Source organism: Sporosarcina sp. P19, from assembly GCF_002743165.1.
Classification (GTDB): Bacteria; Bacillota; Bacilli; order Bacillales_A; family Planococcaceae; genus Sporosarcina; species Sporosarcina ureae.
Genome location: NZ_PDYR01000014.1, coordinates 1 through 16,158, shown reverse-complemented (window position 1 = coordinate 16,158; position 16,158 = coordinate 1). Strand labels below are relative to the sequence as shown.

Sequence of the window (16,158 nt, the reverse complement as noted above, 5' to 3'; positions counted from 1 at the left end):
GTACTTTTTATTAAGCTTTCCAATCAATTTGTATCGATCCGTACTGCTGCATCTCTACAGCTACTTTCCCAGGTGTGTAACGATGAATCGGTTTATTTATTTGCGCATCAATTTTCGGCTTTTGTGGTGTCACATTGATATCCAGTGATCCTTCAGAAAAACTCATTTTGATTTTGGTACGGTCGCCTACGAATTTCACTTGAAGTTCGGCCATTGGTTTTTCCGTATTTTGTTTCACGATATCCGCTATAGTTGAACCATTTTCAATTTTCATGAGTTGCATACCTTCTTGCGCGCGACGAGCTGTGCCTTCTTGTACTTTTTGTAATCCATACTGAGCATTTTCTGCCGTTCGACGAAACACACTTTTCATATCGATATCTGCACGATTCTCTGTGGTGTCGAGTGATAGTTGTGGTCTGGTCGTCGACATTTCCAAAATGGCTGCTGGTTGTTCAATACTAAGAGTGGCTTTGGGTTGCTGGATTTCTTGAACAGGTTTCGTCACTTGCAGATCAATCTTTGCCGGTGTGGTTTGGATTTGAAGCTGTGGAATGTTCACTTCTATCACTCCCTTACTTTCTTATATAAAAATAGCGGACACTTGCTTAGTGTCCGCCACATCTTTTAGCGTAGGAAATCCATTAAAGAAGGCTGCATAATTCTAGCGCCAACTGATAATGTTGCACGATGGATCGATTCTGATGTAATCAAATCCGTAATCGTTTTTTCATAATCGACGTCTTCGTTTTGAGAGCGTTGTTTCTTCGCTGCACCTTCTTGCATTTCCAAGCGGTTATGCATCAGTTCTGCGCGATTGGAACGGGCACCGATGTCTGCGCGTTTTGAAAGAACATTATCCAAATGGCCATCGATATCGCCAATCATCTTACCAAAACTTTCAGTACCTGAAGAACCTGTTGCCGTTAGATCTTTTACCTTAACAAGCATATCATCTATTTCTTTAAACATAGAGCTTACATCGGTACTGACTCGTAAGCTTATGCCGTCGAATACTTCTATTTCTACGTTTTTAGAAAAAGCATCTCCATCTTCAAACGTACCTTTATCCTTATTAAACAGTGGTTGATCCGTCATACTGCCGCTGAATATATGCTTATCGCCAACTTTAGTATTGGCCATATCTTGCAAGTGTTCACGGAGCTGACCGATCTCTGTTTCAATCGCTTTCCTGTCTGTTTCCGTCATCGCACCCGTGTTGGAAGCATTCGTAGCCAGCTCTTTCAAACGATGTAAAACTTGTCCTACCCCATCCAACGCATCATCCGAACTATCGAGCCAGTTATTGACTTCGCCCATGTTCTTTTGGAATTGCTCCACCTTGTCGACTTGCATGCCATACCCCATGCCTTTCATGACGACAACAGGATCATCGGATGGACGAGTGACTTTTTTCCCTGTATTGAGTTGTTCTTGTAATTTCCCCATATTATTATAGCTGCTTGATAAGTTACGCAGCATATTTTGGGATAGCATAGATTGTGTTACACGCATGAAGATTCCTCCTAATTTATCTGCCGACCGTACCCATCCCGTTGATGATTTTATCTAACGCTTCATCCATCACGGTGATCATACGGGCAGATGCGTTGTATGCTTGTTGGAAACGGATCATGTCGGTCATTTCTTCGTCTAGTGAGACCGTACTGATTGAGTCACGTCTGTTGGATACTGCTAACAGCAATACGCCTGAGCTATCCGTCATTTTAATGGCTTGTTGTCCTTCTACCCCTAGTTGGCCGATTGTTTGAGCATAATAGCTCTGAACGCTTGAACCGTCTAGTCCTGGTAACTTCGCAAAGAATACATCGCCCAATTTTTTCGCGTTTTGGCCGTTACCGACTTCCGCACCTGTTTTTGAATCCGAGGCAGCCAGTTTATTCGGATCTTTTCTGATTTCATTATTTACTGCTATTGTACTCGCAGTAAACTCAGGACTTGGATCTGTATTTGGACCGAAGAAAGGCTGGCCTTTTTTACCTTCTAGATCAGTTCCGGACTTATGAACTGCATTAAACGCTTTCGCGAACTCATTCGCCATTTTGTCTAACTTAGCAAGCATCTCAGGATACAGTCCTTTTACTTGATTACCGTCTTGATATCCATACGAATCCACAAGTGATTTCAATTCACCACTTTTGACCATGTCAGTGACTGACAGCTTACCGTCTTCTGGTTTCTCAATCGGTCCACCTGTAAACGTGAAACCTGTCATAGGATCTGGAAACGGTTTATCTGGATCAGTGCCGTCTACAGTGAGCTCTGCGACTTTGTCTTTTTGTACTACAGTTACCGTTTTTCCTGGAACATTCGTTTTGATTTTAACGGTCACCGTACCTTCTGAAATAGCAAGAGCACGTCCGCCAGATTTTTTATAGCTCGTTTCAATCGGTACATAGCTAGACAACTGGTCTAGTAAACCGTCACGCGCATCATAGAGATCGTTCGGCAAGTAGCCATTCGGTTCTACCGTGGCAATTTGTTTGTTTAATTCTCCAATTTGACTCAGCAACAAGTTAATATCGTTTGTGCTAAAGTCAATTTGATCGCCTAGATTTCCTTTAATTTCAGAAACGGACTTATGAATATAGTTAAACGAGTCGGCAACCGCCACCCCTCGCTCCACAACGACCGCACGCGCTCCACCGTTCTCCGGATTCGCCGCAAGTGTCTGCAACGATTGCCAGAAGTCACTCATCGATTGTTGTAAACCATACTCGGAAGGCTCACCAATCGCGTCTTCCATTTGTGCAACGGCATTAGTACGCGATTCCCAGTACCCAAGCTTCGTCGATTCACTACGAAACTGATGATCCACAAACGTATCCCGAATCCGCTGAATACTTCCCGCTTCTACACCTGTCCCAAGAAAGCCAGGAGTCGTTCCAGCGTTCAATCCTACCCCAGGAAATCCAGAAGTCGCTTGCATGTTCACGCGCTGACGTGAGTAGCCGGGTGTATTCGCGTTTCCTACGTTATGCCCTGTCGTATAAAGAGCGGATTGCTGTGTGTACAATCCGCGTTTGCTTGTTTCTAGTCCCATGAATGTCGAGCGCATGTTGTGTCCTCCTTATGCTTGGGAGTCGAATGAGGAGAGCTTCGTTTTGGCTCTGCTTTGTGACTGCCCTTGTACTTCGTTTTTCGAATAGTTGACGGTTTCCGGACGCGGACGGACCATGTCCAGCGATAGATTCACAAATTGAAGAGATTGATAAGTCAGTTGCTGATTGAGTTCATTCTGCTGTTTCAACTCATGAATCGCATGCAGGAGACGGTCCCTCGCCTCTGCTAACTGTTCTTTGTCCGGTTCGTTCGCTACTTCGATCAATTGCGTCATCGTCGGTTCAGCAGGCATTGCACGTCCTTGTGCGGTTATATACTGCTTCACTTCCTGCAGGCGCTTCTGGTCCATTTGTACAATAGCTGCTAGGTGAGCTTGCTCCTCCTTCAACAGCTGGTCAATCCCGTCGACGTCACCGCTTTTTAGCAGTGCGGTCTTGTCGTTCGACAGACGGAGCAAGCTCGTATGCAGTTTTTCTAGGTGATTGAGCGTTGTCAAAATTGGTTCAATGGACATGTGTAACCCTACTTTCCTTATTGCTTATTGAAATACGACAGCATACTGGAAGCGAGTTTGCTCGCATCTACTTGATATTCTCCAGATTGCACTTGCGCTTTCAGTTCCTGTACACGCTGTTGTCTTGCGGATTCAATCGGTGAAGTGGCGGATAATTTTTTCGCTTCTGAAGAAATTTCGAGCTTATCCGTTTTCACTTGCGCTGCTTGCTTGGTTTGATCTACTTTCATTTGCTGATTGCGGTACGGGTTGACGGCTTGTGGTTTAAATCCATCTATTTTCATACGTCTCGCTCCTTTCAATTCTTCTGGCAGATTTGGGTCCTACTCTTTACTTCGGCAGATTTCAAGAAGTTTTTAGAGGCTTTTGTACGAAAAAACGAGCAGTACGAACTGCTCGTTTCGTATTTACTCATTTACCGTCTTTTTGAGTGTAGTATGTGCCTCGATCATGTGCCTTTACGGCCTCACGGAGCTCTTGCGCAGCATCAAATGTCCGTAAATCGGATTGAATCTCCTCCGTACATTTGGCACAGAGCTTACCTGTTGATGTTAATGCGCCACATTTATCACATGGATAGCCAAGGTTCGGGAACAATGCCGGTTGCAGTCTTCCTTTACGCACCCAGCGATACAGTAATTCCTTTGTCACACCTGTCACTTCCACGATTCGGTCGATATTCGCCGCACGGTTTTCCCGTTTGCGTAAAAATCGATAGACCGTTTCATACATTTGCTCTTCCGCTTGCGCACACGTTCCACACACATCCCGAAGGCCCGTGTAATTAAACATACCGCCACATGTCGGACAATTTCTTACTTCCGCCATTTTGATCACTTCTCCCTAATAGGTCTGAACAACGTCACAGCTTCCACCCGTTGTACGCCGCGCTGTTTCAACGCCTCTGCTGCGTGACGCAATGTCGTGCCAGTCGTATAAATATCGTCAACGAGCACATACACTGCTTCATTACGTTGTATATCGGCTGTTACGCGGAATAGTTCAGTCATCGCGAGACGTTCGCTACGAGATTTTTCTCCCATGACCGATTCCGTCGTTTTTTCAAGTAGCGACTGATACGGAATCTTCGCTGCTTCTAACAACGCATCCACTTGAGAAAAGGTTCGTTTCCTTTTATTGATTGGATGCATCGGAATCGGTACGACAATCTTTTTAGAATCATTCAGTACGCTACGTAATGAAGGCGCGAAGATTTGTGCGAGCGCAACGTCTTGCATGAACTTGAACTGATGCAAGTACTCTCTCGCTGCTTCATTATATGCATAAAGCGAATCAACAGAATCGAGTACATCGCCTTCTATGACACGGTCGATACGTTCGAACTTCTCAAAACAAATTGAACAGGCGAAAGCGTCTTTTTGAATGCCGAGGAAGTGTTGCCAAGTGGGCTGGTCGTGTAGGGTTTTATCGCATAGCAAGCACGTCAATGCTGCACCTCGGTGTGGTTCAGCTTGCGGATTTCTCGTTTCGCCTCGTCCATCGCATGTGTGATCCCTTGATGAAACAGTACGAAGTCTCCTGACGTGTTCGGTACAGAGCGCCCCACTCGTCCACCAATTTGAATTAAGGCGCCTTTATTGAAAATGGCTTGCTCCGCTCCCACAACCGCCACTTGCACGTTCGGTATCGTAATCCCCCGCTCAAGAATCGTTGTCGTCAGCAAGCCGGGAATTTCTTTTCGCCTTAGTAACTGCACCCGTTCTTTGCGATCATCATGTTCCGCATGGACTGCACAAATTCGCTCATCGAGTTTCTGAAATAACGGTTCTGCCAATTCCATCAGTTCAATCTGATGAAAGAAAATGAGAAACGGCTGCTGTTTGTCGAGACGTTCGGTTGTCCAACGCAACAATTTCTCTGGAATCCGTTTCTTTTTCAGCTGCTTCTCGTAATTCCACAGCGCAACGCTCCGCGGTATAGGTAGTGGCTGACCGTGATAACGTCTCGCAAGAATAGATATGTTGCCTTGCTTTTTATTCATCGCAAGCAACTGACTAGAAGGCGTCGCCGTGACGAAATGGATCGGTGCGTTAGGTTTCGCTGCTTTCCTGACGGCTCGCTGTAACGTTTCATCCGCTGTATACGGAAACGCATCGGCTTCATCAACGAAAATCACGTCGAACGCCTCGTGAAAGCGATAAAGCTGATGGGTCGTCGCAAGAATTAATTGTGCATCGAAATGTTCTACCTCTGCTCCACCATATAATGCTTCTATTTTAGTATCAGGAAAGGCAGTCGTTAACCGCGGCAATAGTTCCAAAACAACATCCACTCGAGGCGCTGCGAGACACACCCGCTTGCCTTCATTCAATACATAATGAATCGGCTGAAACAACATTTCGGTCTTGCCCGATCCGCACACCGCATAGAGTAAATGAGATACCCCTTGTTTCGTACTGTCGAGCAATTCACGCGTTGCTTTCTGCTGAGAAGGCGTCAAATTCCCTTGCCAGTTCATACAGTGGTCAGCTGGGAATGCGGGTGGAGTGCCTGTCCATGTGAGTAATTCTGAACAGCATGAAACGCGCCCCATGTTGAGACAGTTTCTACAATAAGCGCACGGTGCTTCACATTGCGCACACGTAAATACAGTGAAGCGTGTTGGATTTTCATTATGGCAACGCTGACAAGCATAATGCGTTCCGTGCCACGTCTTTTTTGTCGTAACGCCTTGCTCTATATGGATCTCACCTTGACGAATCGCTTCGTCAACGGCTTCTTCCGGGAATGGCAAAAGATGACGCAACCAAATGCGCCCTGCTAAAAATTGCTTGAGTTGGTCTCGTTCGGACATGCAGTTCCCCCTGTTCAGGTTCCGCGTCGTTTCACCCAACCGAGTCCCATGGCCCCTTCGCCAAGATGCGTGCCGATGACCGGGCCAAAATGGCTGATCGTGAAATCGACGTTCGGATGTTTTTCTTCTAAATGTTTCTTCCATTCTACTGCGTCGTCATAGCGATTAGCATGGATCACTGCTGCGTCGAGCAATTGATTCTTCGCATCTTCCGACAATAAATCTGAAATACGCTTCATCGCTTTTCTCGCTGTACGGATTTTTTCGAACGGTACGATGACTTTGTCTTCGAAATGCAAGACGGGCTTCACTTGCAGCAGTCCGCCAACTAGCGCCTGTGCTCCGGATAAACGACCGCCACGTTGCAGATGCGATAAGTCGTCCACCATGAAATACGCTTTAACGTCTTTCTGCATTTCTTTCAATTCCTCAATGATCGCACGTGGATCTACGCCTTCATTCGCAAGTTGCGCGGCACGGATCGCGTAAAAGCCTTGGGGATAGGCCGAAATTTCAGAATCAAACGGTAGCACTTCTAGTTCTGGCACGAGCTCGGCAGCTTGAATTGCGCCCATATACGTTCCGCTGATGCCGCTCGATAGATGAATTGTAATGACCGCGTCGTAGTCTTTTGCGAGTTCGCTAAATAGCGCCTCGAAGTCGCCGATTGCGGGTTGTGATGTTTTCGGTAGTGGGCCTTTGCCGCGTACCATGTCGTAGAATGCTTCGGTTGTGATGTCGGCGTCTTCTTTGAATTCTTTGCCGTCTATTGTTACGAGTAACGGGATGGTATGGATCCCGAGTTCTGCTTTTATGTCATCCGGCAAATACGCCGTCGTGTCTGTCACAATCGCTGTTTTCAATATGATCAACTCCTGTTACTTATTCTACCTGAAATTGGCGGAGTTGGCATCTGTGAAGGGGGAATTGGAGTGGTTAGGCTGAAATGCTGTACGTGGGGGATTTGCGCTCTGGGCGGACGCTTTCCCATGAGCTCGGCTTGAGCCAAGCGAACAGCGAAGGGTTCGCTTTGCCGTATTTCTGCGTACTTTGCAGAAATTAAGGCACCTGTCCAGGGTCTCAAGCTCTCGCTGATCCATCGGGAGTCGCCGCCCTCCGCTCCAATCCTACATTCAGTGGGGTGGCAACTATTGTCGTTCATTGAAATCAGGCTTGTCTTCTAGTTTGAGTTCAAGTGCATATATCAAGAGATTAAGTATGAACGGCAATGTTCATACTCACTATCGTCACAATGAAACTCACCAATAATTTAAAAATCGGCAACCAGTAAGGGATGGGGGTGGAAGATGGTCGACTCTGGGAGGATCAACCCGACAGGTGAGACCGCTGAAGGCGCGCAGCGACTAGCGGGCTCACCGCGGGTCCTCCAGAAAGCGTACCATCTGGAACCCCCATCCCCTTGCACTATCCCACGTGAAGCTACTCTTTAATTATAGAATTCACACTAGTGAAGCGGAGTGGAAGGCGGCGACTCGGGGAGGATCAGCCCGACAGGTAAGACAACTAAGAGAACGCAGTGAACAGTTGGCTTACCGCGGGCCCTCCCGAACGCGTCCGCCTGGAACGCAGCGTAACGATGCCCTTCAACTCTCTAAAACTGACGAAGTAACTCTTTCATGCTATCTTGTAACTAGACTGAACACTTCAAGGAGGCGTTTGATTATGCAGGAAATTATCTATGAACAGCGAGACGCGGTAGCGTATGTGACGTTAAACCGACCGGAATCGATGAATGCGTTTAACTTTCAACTGCTACTAGAGCTTGGGCAAGTAGTCGAAGGTATTCGAATCGACCCCGATGTGCGGGCTGTCGTATTTACAGGCAGTGGCGATAGAGCTTTTAGTGTAGGGGCTGATTTGAAAGAGCGTAAGACGTTGACTGAATCGATGGTGCGAAGGAATTTGAATAAGATTGGCGACGTCTTTACGATGATTGATCAGTTGCCACAACCTACGATTGCGGTCATAAATGGCTTTGCGTTTGGTGGCGGTATTGAGCTTGCGCTAGCTTGTGATTTCCGGATTGCGGCGGACAGTGCAGTAATGGGACTGACAGAGACGGGGCTGGCGATTATTCCGGGGGCTGGCGGGACGCAGCGGTTGCCTCGGTTAATTGGTGAATCAAAAGCGATGGAATTGATATTGACAGCTCGACGCGTGTCCGCTGAAGAAGCGTTACAAATTGGCATGGTAACGCAGAAAGCGCCTGTCGATTCATTGGATGAAGTGGTGAATGCGTTTGTCGATTCATTGCTCGCTAACGGGCCGATTGCGATTCAGCAGGCAAAGTTTGCGATCAAGCAAGGGATGATGGCGGATTTGCAGACAGGGCTTGCGATCGAGCGTAAGGCATATGAAATGACGCTGCCCACGGAAGATCGTGTGGAGGCATTGATTGCCTTTTCGGAGAAGCGGAAGCCTATTTTTAAGGGGAAGTAAGTGTTTTTTGGGGGTAAATTGCGATGGATTGAGGTTCATAGCGTAGTGAATTGGGCGTTCGATCGGCTGGGTAGAGCGGTTGGACGTCTTTATTGAGCGGTTAAATGGATGGATAGAGCGCTCACGGTAAAGTATGAGCGGATAACACGCTAGATAGAGCGGATCTTGCCCAACTATGAGCGCGGCCCGACAACCACCCTCTCTATAAGCACTGAATTCGTCCTAAGCTTCACGGCGTGGTCGATAGAGCGGATAATCGTCTTCATTGAGCGGTTAAACGGTTGGATAGAGCGCTCACGGTAAAGTATGAGCGGTTAACACGATTGATAGAGCGCTTGCCTAGCTAGATAGAGCGGATCTAGGCCAACTATGAGCGCGGGCCAGCCATTGCCCTTTCTATAAGCAATGAATTCTTGCTGAGCTTCACAGCATGGTCGATAGAGCGGATGAACGTCCTTATTGAGCGGTTAAATGGTTGGATAGAGCGCTTACGATAAAGTATGAGCGGATACCACGCTAGATAGAGCGCTAACCAAGCTGGATAGAGCGGATCTCGGCCAACTATGAGCGCGGGCCAACCATTGCCCTCCCTATAAGCAATGAAATCCTCCAATAGCGTGAGTTTTCCAAAGAAAAAATCCTTCCGAATCACTCGGAAGGATTTTTCATATTGTCGCATCGCGGGTTTTGCCCAACAACTCCAGCAGCCCACGCAACTTTCGTCAAAACGGCAGTAGCCCCTTGACGATCCGCTTCATGGACAGCGCGGATATACGCACTCTTTGCTTCATCAACGACATATTGAGGTTTGACATTGTTCAACGTCATCGCCAGTACATCATTAAGACAATGCTCACACGTACACGGCAAATGCAACTCGTTTTGATATTTGGAAATCACGTCGCGTACCACAACTTCCATAATATTATGCACTTTCATAGTCAGATACTCCTTCTAACACAGAGTAGGTAGATATTGGAGATATGAATTGCTTGGAAAGTTATCGTTCAATATGTGCTCTATGACTTCAGTACAACTTTCACCTAGTATGCCAGTGTATTCTTATAGTCTCCTCCACTATGCACCTAGGGAATGGGGCGGAAGACGGGCGACTCCTGGGGATTAGAGTGATCTTGAGACCCTGGACAGATGCCTTAATTTCTGCAAAGTACACAGAAATTAAGGCAAAGCGAACCCTTCGCTGTTCGCTTGGCTCAAGATTGCTCCCCCGGAAAGCGTCCCGTCTGCAGCTCCATTCCCCAAACCACTAGCCCCAGTCAAGCCTCTGCAAAGTAAAACCTTACTTAGAAAGAATAATCTTCTTCTTCAACAACTCTTTACCCGAAATACCAGGCTTCGTCATCTCGAACGGATGCAAAATCGTATCCAACTCTTCTTTCGACAAAATATCTTTCTCGATACAAATCTCACGAATAGACTTGTTCGTTAACAACGCCTCTTTCGCGATCTCAGACGCCACTTCATACCCGACGTGCGGATTGATTGCCGTGATGATCCCAATACTCTTCTCCACATACTCATTCAAGTGCTCGACGTTTGCAGTGATTCCATCTAAACAATAATCGCGGAATGCGCCGAAGACGTTCGTCATGATTTTCAATGACTGCAGCAAGTTGAATACAAGCACTGGCTCCATCACGTTTAATTCGAACTGTCCTGCTTCAGATGCCAATGCGATCGTCATATCGTTACCGACTACTTGGAACGATACTTGGTTCATGACTTCTGCCATTACCGGGTTCACTTTTCCTGGCATAATAGAAGATCCTGGCTGTCTTGCAGGTAATGCAATTTCAGATAGGCCTGTACGTGGACCAGAAGCCATCAAGCGCAAGTCATTACAGATCTTAGACTGGTTCAGCATCGTGCCGCGTAGTGCTGCAGATACTTGAACGTATGAGTCTGTATTTTGTGTTGCGTCTACTAAATGCGTAGAAGACTTTAATTCGAAACCACTGTTTTCTGACAGATAGCTCGCTACTTTTTTAATATATAGTGGGTCTGCGTTCAAGCCGGTTCCGACAGCTGTTGCACCCATATTGATTTCATATAAATAAACACGTGATACACGAACGCGTTCGATGTCGCGGCGTAGTACCATTGCGTACGCTTCGAATTCTTGTCCAAGACGGATTGGAACTGCGTCTTGTAAGTGTGTACGGCCCATTTTCAAGACCGATTGGAACTCGATGGACTTTTTCAAGTAGGTTTTATGAAGGGATTCCATAACACCGAGTAATTTATCTACTTTCATTAATGTTGCGATATGAATCGCAGTCGGGAACGCGTCATTTGTCGACTGCGCCATGTTGACATGCGTGTTCGGGCTAATAATATCGTATTCGCCTTTTTTGTAACCGAGAATCTCCAGTGCACGGTTGGCGATGACTTCGTTTGCGTTCATATTTACTGACGTTCCTGCTCCCCCTTGGATTGGGTCGACGAGGAACTGGTCGCGCAATGCGCCATTGATGACTTCTTCAGATGCCTTAATAATCGCTTCTGCAAGAGTAGCGTCCAATTGACCAATGTCGCGGTTAGCTTGTGCTGCAGATTTTTTGACGATTGCAATCGCACGAATTAAGTCGCGGTTGACGCGGTAGCCCGTGATGGGGAAGTTTTCTGCTGCGCGTAATGTTTGTATGCCGTAATACGCGTCTTGTGGCACCTTCTTCTCTCCGATAAAATCCGACTCTATTCTGTACAGTAATTGTTCTTCCATCATGCAGAACCTCTTCTCAAGTAGTTTTTATAAGTTTAATTCGTATCCCATTATACACACAATATGTTCCATGTATAGCCGTTCGGGCATACAAATTCATCTTACCTTATAGATAACGTTTAAACCACCCGGTAATCTCTTCTAATCTCGCAATTCGTAGGTTTGGTTTCCCTGTTCTTGACATATTATGATCGGATTCGGGGAAGCGCACAAATTCTGTCTCTTTGCCTAAATCTTTTAATGTAATAAAGAGTTGTTCCGCTTGCTCGATCGGACAAACGAAATCTCGTTCTGCATGAAGAATCAATAGTGGTGTCTCGACATTCTCTGCATATTTTAACGGCGACTGCTTCCATAGCGTATCGACATCTGTCATCCCTGCTTTTAAATGCCAGTCGGTGAAGTAGTAGCCGATATTGGATACACCGAAAAAGCTAACCCAGTTGCTGATGGAACGTTGTGTAACGGCTGCTTTGAAACGGTTCGTATGCCCGACAATCCAGTTTGTCATGAAGCCACCGTAGCTACCACCCGTTACGCCTAGGCGCGTTTCATCGATCCAGTTTTCGGTTTTCAATACTTCATCCAGCCCCGCCATAATGTCTTCATATCCACCGCCACCGTAATCGCCACGTACTGCGTCAACAAATGCTTGACTATAACCGTGACTGCCACGCGGATTGAGATAGAGAACACCATAGCCTTGCGCCGCTAGCACTTGCATCTCATGGAAATACGTATAGCCGTACATCGCATGCGGTCCGCCATGAATTTCCACAATGAGCGGATACGATTTACCTTCTGTAAATTTTGCTGGCTTCATGAGCCACCCTTGGATATTTTCATTGCCATTCGTATAATAAATCGTTTCCGGTTCAACTAACTCGACTTTCTTCAACCAGCCTTCGTTGAATGAAGTCAATTTTGTCCGTTCGCCCGTCGCAATCGTTTGGCGATACAGTTCTCCAGGATTCGTCATCGTGCTTACGGTGAGCAATGCGAATTCAGCGTCTCCCGCAACGTCATAACCATAAACATGTTCTTCTTCGCCGGTTGCAGGATAAATCGCGCCGTCAAGTGTAGCCGCATATAATCGTACTTCCCCCATACTCGATAATTGGAAATACAGTTGCTCGTCTTCTGTCCAAACTACACCTGGCGCAATCGTTTGTTGCAAGTGATCAGAAATACTTTCGTCTCCGATCGGTGCGTCAATTCCCGCTGTCAGGTTCAGCGTCTGGCCATTCGTTTGGTCATAGACGAAGACATCTGCCTGCGTAACGTTTTGGAACGTCATGTCATACCCTGTATACGCGATATAGCGGTCGTCTTTAGAGAAAGCGACATTGCCGAAAAAGCCTTGTTCATCGAGAATGACGGTTTCGTTTTTCGTTTTAATATCCACTAGTATTAACGGAACACTGAAGTCATGATCCGTCTGCGCGTTTCGATTGACACCAATAACCAATTGCTTGCCGTCATGCGAAACCGCTTCTAATGAATGATTAAATGGTTCCTTTGTGAAATTACAAACAGTGCACGTGGCCACATCGACATAGCCGACTTGTGTGTATTCGTCTTGCGGTAAGACACCAATGAAGTCTTCTTTGTATTTCATTTTCGTCACACGGATCGGTTGCGGAAATCCTTTTTGCTTTTGTACCGTAGTAGAAAATGTTTCGCCTGTTTTAAGCTTGCCCGTAAACCAGATTTTCTTGCCGCATGGCGACCATTCGAATGAATCAATTCCTTCTTTACAGCCCGTCAGCGCGCGTGCTTCCCCGCCTGCTGTTCGCATCATATATAGTTGATCCGCTCCGCTACGATTCGATAAAAACGCTACTTGCTTGCCGTCTGGAGACCATTTTGTTGCGCCGACTCGTTGCTTGCCATAAGTCCACCGCGTTACCTCACCCGTCTGTAAATCGATATGATGGATGGCTGAATGATACGTATTATCCTCTTTATTTAATTCCGTCACCGTACACACCGCTTCTTGATCGTTAGGTGCCAATACCGGGTTCGTTACCGACTTCGTTTCAAATAGATCGTCCATCGTTACACATCGTTTATTCATCTAATCCCTCCTATTTTCTAACTTTTCTCTCTAAACCATAACAAGACCGCACTTGCTTTGGCAATACATGCGTAAAAAAACGAGTGACGGGCGATCATTCCCCATCACTCGTTCTTATGAACTTTAACTCTTAACTTGATCTTTCAATGAACGTCTTAAAATCTTACCTGTCGTATTTTTCGGCAACTCATCAAGGAACTCAATCGATTTCGGTACTTTATACTTCGCGAGACGCTTCGCACAAAATTCATGCAGCGATTGTTCCGTAGCATCTGAACCTTCCTTTAGCACAACATAGGCTTGTACTTCTTCACCGAAGTTCGTGTCTGGTACTCCAACGACTGCGGCTTCCACAATATCGCGGTGGCTAAACAGCACTTCCTCTACTTCACGAGGATACACGTTAAATCCGCCGACGATGATCATATCTTTCTTGCGGTCTACGATATAAAAGTAACCGTTTTCATCTCGTCGCGCCAAGTCGCCTGTATAGAGCCAACCGTCACGAAGTGCAGCTGCTGTTTCTTCAGGCATTTTATAATACCCTTTCATGACATTCGGCCCGCGTACAATCAATTCACCGACGTGATTATCAGGAACCTCTTCGCCCATTTCGTCGACAACTTTATTCTCGACATTCATGATATTCGTGCCGATCGATCCTGGTACACGCTCGCGATCTAACGGGTTGAAACACGTAACCGGCGAGGCTTCAGATAAGCCGTAACCTTCCGAAACACGCACATTAAATTTCTCTTCGAAGTTATGAAGCAAGGAGACAGGCAGTGAAGATCCACCTGAAATCGCCAGTCTAATGGACTCGAAGTCTTCTGTTTTACCTTCCGGGTATTGATAGAGGAAGTTATACATAGTAGGAACACCCGCAAATACTGTCGCCTTCTGCTCGCGAATCATTTGGAATATCTCGCCCGGACTAAAGCGTGGTTCAAGTAAAATAGTAGCGCCTTTCACGAGTGGTGCATTCGCTACAACCGTTAATGCGAATACATGGAATAAAGGCAATGCGGCTACGATTCTATCACTCTCGGAGAAGCCTAAATAGTCTCCTACGTCACGCGCATTCGAGTAAATATTCTTATGTGTTAACATCGCACCTTTAGGATGTCCAGTCGTTCCAGACGTATAAAGAATGATAGCGCTTTCATCATCGTCAACTTCAACCGCTTCCGTCATCGGTTTAGATTTCTTAATGAGCATGCTAAATGAATGCACTTTTTCCTTCACCGCTTCGTTCAGCGCAGCTAATTTCTGTCCTGCATCTGGACTCATTTCACAGATGACATAGTTCTCAATTGTCGGGAATGACTGGCTTGCTACTTCTACCAATGGCAGTAATGGGTCGATCGCAATAACGGCTTTGGCGTCACTGTTTTCTAGAATGTATGAAATTTCGTCAGGTGTATAAAGCGGATTGATCGGCACAGCTGTCGCCCCGATCCGCATAGTAGCATAGAGTGAGATTAAGTAATGCGGCGTGTTGCCGAGTAAGAATGCCACTTTGTCCCCTTTGTTGACCCCTAGGTTTTGTAGTGCGTTGGCGAACATGGATACGGACATGTCGAACTCTGCGTACGTCGTGTCTTTCCCCATGAAGTGATAGGCGATTTTACTTGGCTTGGTCTGTGCGGTTTGCTGAACACTAGTAACTAAATTCATGCTTTCATCTCCCTAACAAGTGAATGAATAACCATTCAGTAATTTGTTCATTATACTGATAAAACAATTAATTGGCAAGAGTTTACTGGGAATTTTGTTATTTTAGTTTATTAGGGTAGGCTGGACGAGCTTTAGGGGTGGGGATTTGCGCTTCGGAGGGGACGCTTTCCTGCGGGCATGGCTTGAGCTTCCTCGTCCGCTTCGCTACCTGCGGGATCTCAAGGCTCATGCTATTCCCGCGGGAGTCGCCCCTCCTACGCACAAATCCCTGCAAAGTATGGATAGTTACCTACTGTCGTGCATTGAAGTTAGTCTTGTAATTAATTTGAAATCGAACTACATAAAGTGTAAAGAGAACAACAGTTCGTGGACTATCTACAATGATCGAACTACCTACCTCCACTATAAACGTAGGATTGAAGCGGAAGCTGACGGCGACTCCCGATGGATCAGCGAGAGCTTGAGACCCTGGACTGAACGAAGTGAGGGAAGCGGCTCAAGCCGAGCCCATGGGAAAGCGTCCGGCAGCTGGAGCTTCAATCCCCACCCACTTACTCCTTCCACTTACACTTGAATTCAAATTCAACTAACACATCACTACAGAAAGTGATTTAAGTACCTCCACCTCCCACGTAGGGATTGAAGCGGAAGCTGGGGCGACTCCCTCTTGGAAATACGATAGTGACAAGGTTTATCGAGTTTTGAATAAGACTAAAAATTATTTTTCGGATGTATCTGTAGTATGCATCCCCTAAAAAATATATGACTTTACGTTATCTGTAAGTAGA

Annotated in this window: 14 protein-coding genes; 1 reads left to right on the top strand and 13 read right to left on the bottom strand. The window is 46.3% G+C overall.

Going from position 1 to position 16,158, the window contains the following annotated elements:
- Positions 1–10: 10 nt before the first annotated feature.
- The 9 genes from CSV74_RS13460 to CSV74_RS13420 all read right to left on the bottom strand — a co-directional run bounded on the left by CSV74_RS13460 (position 11) and on the right by CSV74_RS13420 (position 7,276).
- Positions 11–562 (bottom strand): DUF6470 family protein, encoded by a 552-nt coding sequence (locus CSV74_RS13460; protein ID WP_099692077.1) that lies wholly within the window; start codon positions 560–562, stop codon positions 11–13.
- Between the two features lie 65 nt (positions 563–627).
- On the bottom strand, positions 628–1,515 hold the full coding sequence (gene flgL / locus CSV74_RS13455) for a flagellar hook-associated protein FlgL (RefSeq protein WP_099692076.1): 888 nt from the start codon (positions 1,513–1,515) through the stop codon (positions 628–630).
- Positions 1,516–1,531: 16 nt separating this feature from the next.
- Positions 1,532–3,079 (bottom strand): flagellar hook-associated protein FlgK, encoded by a 1,548-nt coding sequence (flgK, locus tag CSV74_RS13450; RefSeq protein ID WP_099692075.1) that lies wholly within the window; start codon positions 3,077–3,079, stop codon positions 1,532–1,534.
- A 12-nt stretch (positions 3,080–3,091) separates the two neighbouring features.
- Positions 3,092–3,598, bottom strand: coding sequence for a flagellar protein FlgN (locus tag CSV74_RS13445; protein WP_099692074.1), 507 nt, complete (start codon positions 3,596–3,598; stop codon positions 3,092–3,094).
- 17 nt (positions 3,599–3,615) lie between these two features.
- Positions 3,616–3,882 (bottom strand): flagellar biosynthesis anti-sigma factor FlgM, encoded by a 267-nt coding sequence (gene flgM / locus CSV74_RS13440; RefSeq protein ID WP_099692073.1) that lies wholly within the window; start codon positions 3,880–3,882, stop codon positions 3,616–3,618.
- Between the two features lie 127 nt (positions 3,883–4,009).
- Positions 4,010–4,426, bottom strand: a complete 417-nt coding sequence (locus CSV74_RS13435; protein WP_099692072.1) for a TIGR03826 family flagellar region protein — start codon at positions 4,424–4,426, stop codon at positions 4,010–4,012.
- Between the two features lie 5 nt (positions 4,427–4,431).
- A complete protein-coding gene (locus tag CSV74_RS13430; protein ID WP_099692071.1) occupies positions 4,432–5,046 on the bottom strand; it encodes a ComF family protein in 615 nt (204 codons plus the stop codon).
- Entirely contained in the window at positions 5,043–6,413 is a 1,371-nt protein-coding gene (locus CSV74_RS13425) for an ATP-dependent helicase ComFA (protein ID WP_199170355.1), read from the bottom strand. The genes CSV74_RS13430 and CSV74_RS13425 overlap by 4 nt, the downstream gene beginning before the upstream one ends.
- Before the next feature lie 14 nt (positions 6,414–6,427).
- Positions 6,428–7,276 carry a DegV family protein gene (locus tag CSV74_RS13420; RefSeq protein ID WP_099692070.1) on the bottom strand — a complete coding sequence of 283 codons (849 nt, stop codon included), beginning with the start codon at positions 7,274–7,276 and terminating at the stop codon, positions 6,428–6,430.
- Between the two features lie 820 nt (positions 7,277–8,096).
- On the opposite strand from CSV74_RS13420, the gene CSV74_RS13415 reads away from it, so the two are divergent.
- Positions 8,097–8,873: an enoyl-CoA hydratase-related protein gene (locus tag CSV74_RS13415; RefSeq protein ID WP_099692069.1), complete on the top strand. Its 777-nt coding sequence runs from the start codon at positions 8,097–8,099 to the stop codon at positions 8,871–8,873.
- A gap of 648 nt (positions 8,874–9,521) precedes the next feature.
- Here CSV74_RS13415 and CSV74_RS13410 read toward each other — a convergent pair.
- The 4 genes from CSV74_RS13410 to CSV74_RS13395 all read right to left on the bottom strand — a co-directional run bounded on the left by CSV74_RS13410 (position 9,522) and on the right by CSV74_RS13395 (position 15,370).
- Positions 9,522–9,812, bottom strand: a complete 291-nt coding sequence (locus CSV74_RS13410; protein ID WP_099692068.1) for a late competence development ComFB family protein — start codon at positions 9,810–9,812, stop codon at positions 9,522–9,524.
- 361 nt (positions 9,813–10,173) lie between these two features.
- Entirely contained in the window at positions 10,174–11,619 is a 1,446-nt protein-coding gene (aspA, locus tag CSV74_RS13405) for an aspartate ammonia-lyase (RefSeq protein WP_099692067.1), read from the bottom strand.
- Between the two features lie 103 nt (positions 11,620–11,722).
- Positions 11,723–13,693 carry a S9 family peptidase gene (locus CSV74_RS13400; protein WP_099692066.1) on the bottom strand — a complete coding sequence of 657 codons (1,971 nt, stop codon included), beginning with the start codon at positions 13,691–13,693 and terminating at the stop codon, positions 11,723–11,725.
- A gap of 123 nt (positions 13,694–13,816) precedes the next feature.
- Positions 13,817–15,370 (bottom strand): fatty acid--CoA ligase family protein, encoded by a 1,554-nt coding sequence (locus tag CSV74_RS13395; RefSeq protein WP_099692065.1) that lies wholly within the window; start codon positions 15,368–15,370, stop codon positions 13,817–13,819.
- Positions 15,371–16,158 lie beyond the last annotated feature (788 nt).

Bases quoted from the DNA above. Each gene is read 5' to 3' on its own strand.
- CSV74_RS13435 (WP_099692072.1), bottom strand. From the start codon at position 4,426: ATGGCGGAAGTAAGAAATTGTCCGACATGTGGCGGTATGTTTAATTAC.
- CSV74_RS13425 (WP_199170355.1), bottom strand. From the start codon at position 6,413: ATGTCCGAACGAGACCAACTCAAGCAATTTTTAGCAGGGCGCATTTGG.
- flgK (WP_099692075.1), bottom strand. From the start codon at position 3,079: ATGCGCTCGACATTCATGGGACTAGAAACAAGCAAACGCGGATTGTAC.
- CSV74_RS13445 (WP_099692074.1), bottom strand. From the start codon at position 3,598: ATGTCCATTGAACCAATTTTGACAACGCTCAATCACCTAGAAAAACTG.
- aspA (WP_099692067.1), bottom strand. From the start codon at position 11,619: ATGATGGAAGAACAATTACTGTACAGAATAGAGTCGGATTTTATCGGA.
- CSV74_RS13400 (WP_099692066.1), bottom strand. From the start codon at position 13,693: ATGAATAAACGATGTGTAACGATGGACGATCTATTTGAAACGAAGTCG.
- CSV74_RS13410 (WP_099692068.1), bottom strand. From the start codon at position 9,812: ATGAAAGTGCATAATATTATGGAAGTTGTGGTACGCGACGTGATTTCC.
- CSV74_RS13415 (WP_099692069.1), top strand. From the start codon at position 8,097: ATGCAGGAAATTATCTATGAACAGCGAGACGCGGTAGCGTATGTGACG.
- flgL (WP_099692076.1), bottom strand. From the start codon at position 1,515: ATGCGTGTAACACAATCTATGCTATCCCAAAATATGCTGCGTAACTTA.
- flgM (WP_099692073.1), bottom strand. From the start codon at position 3,882: ATGAAAATAGATGGATTTAAACCACAAGCCGTCAACCCGTACCGCAAT.
- CSV74_RS13395 (WP_099692065.1), bottom strand. From the start codon at position 15,370: ATGAATTTAGTTACTAGTGTTCAGCAAACCGCACAGACCAAGCCAAGT.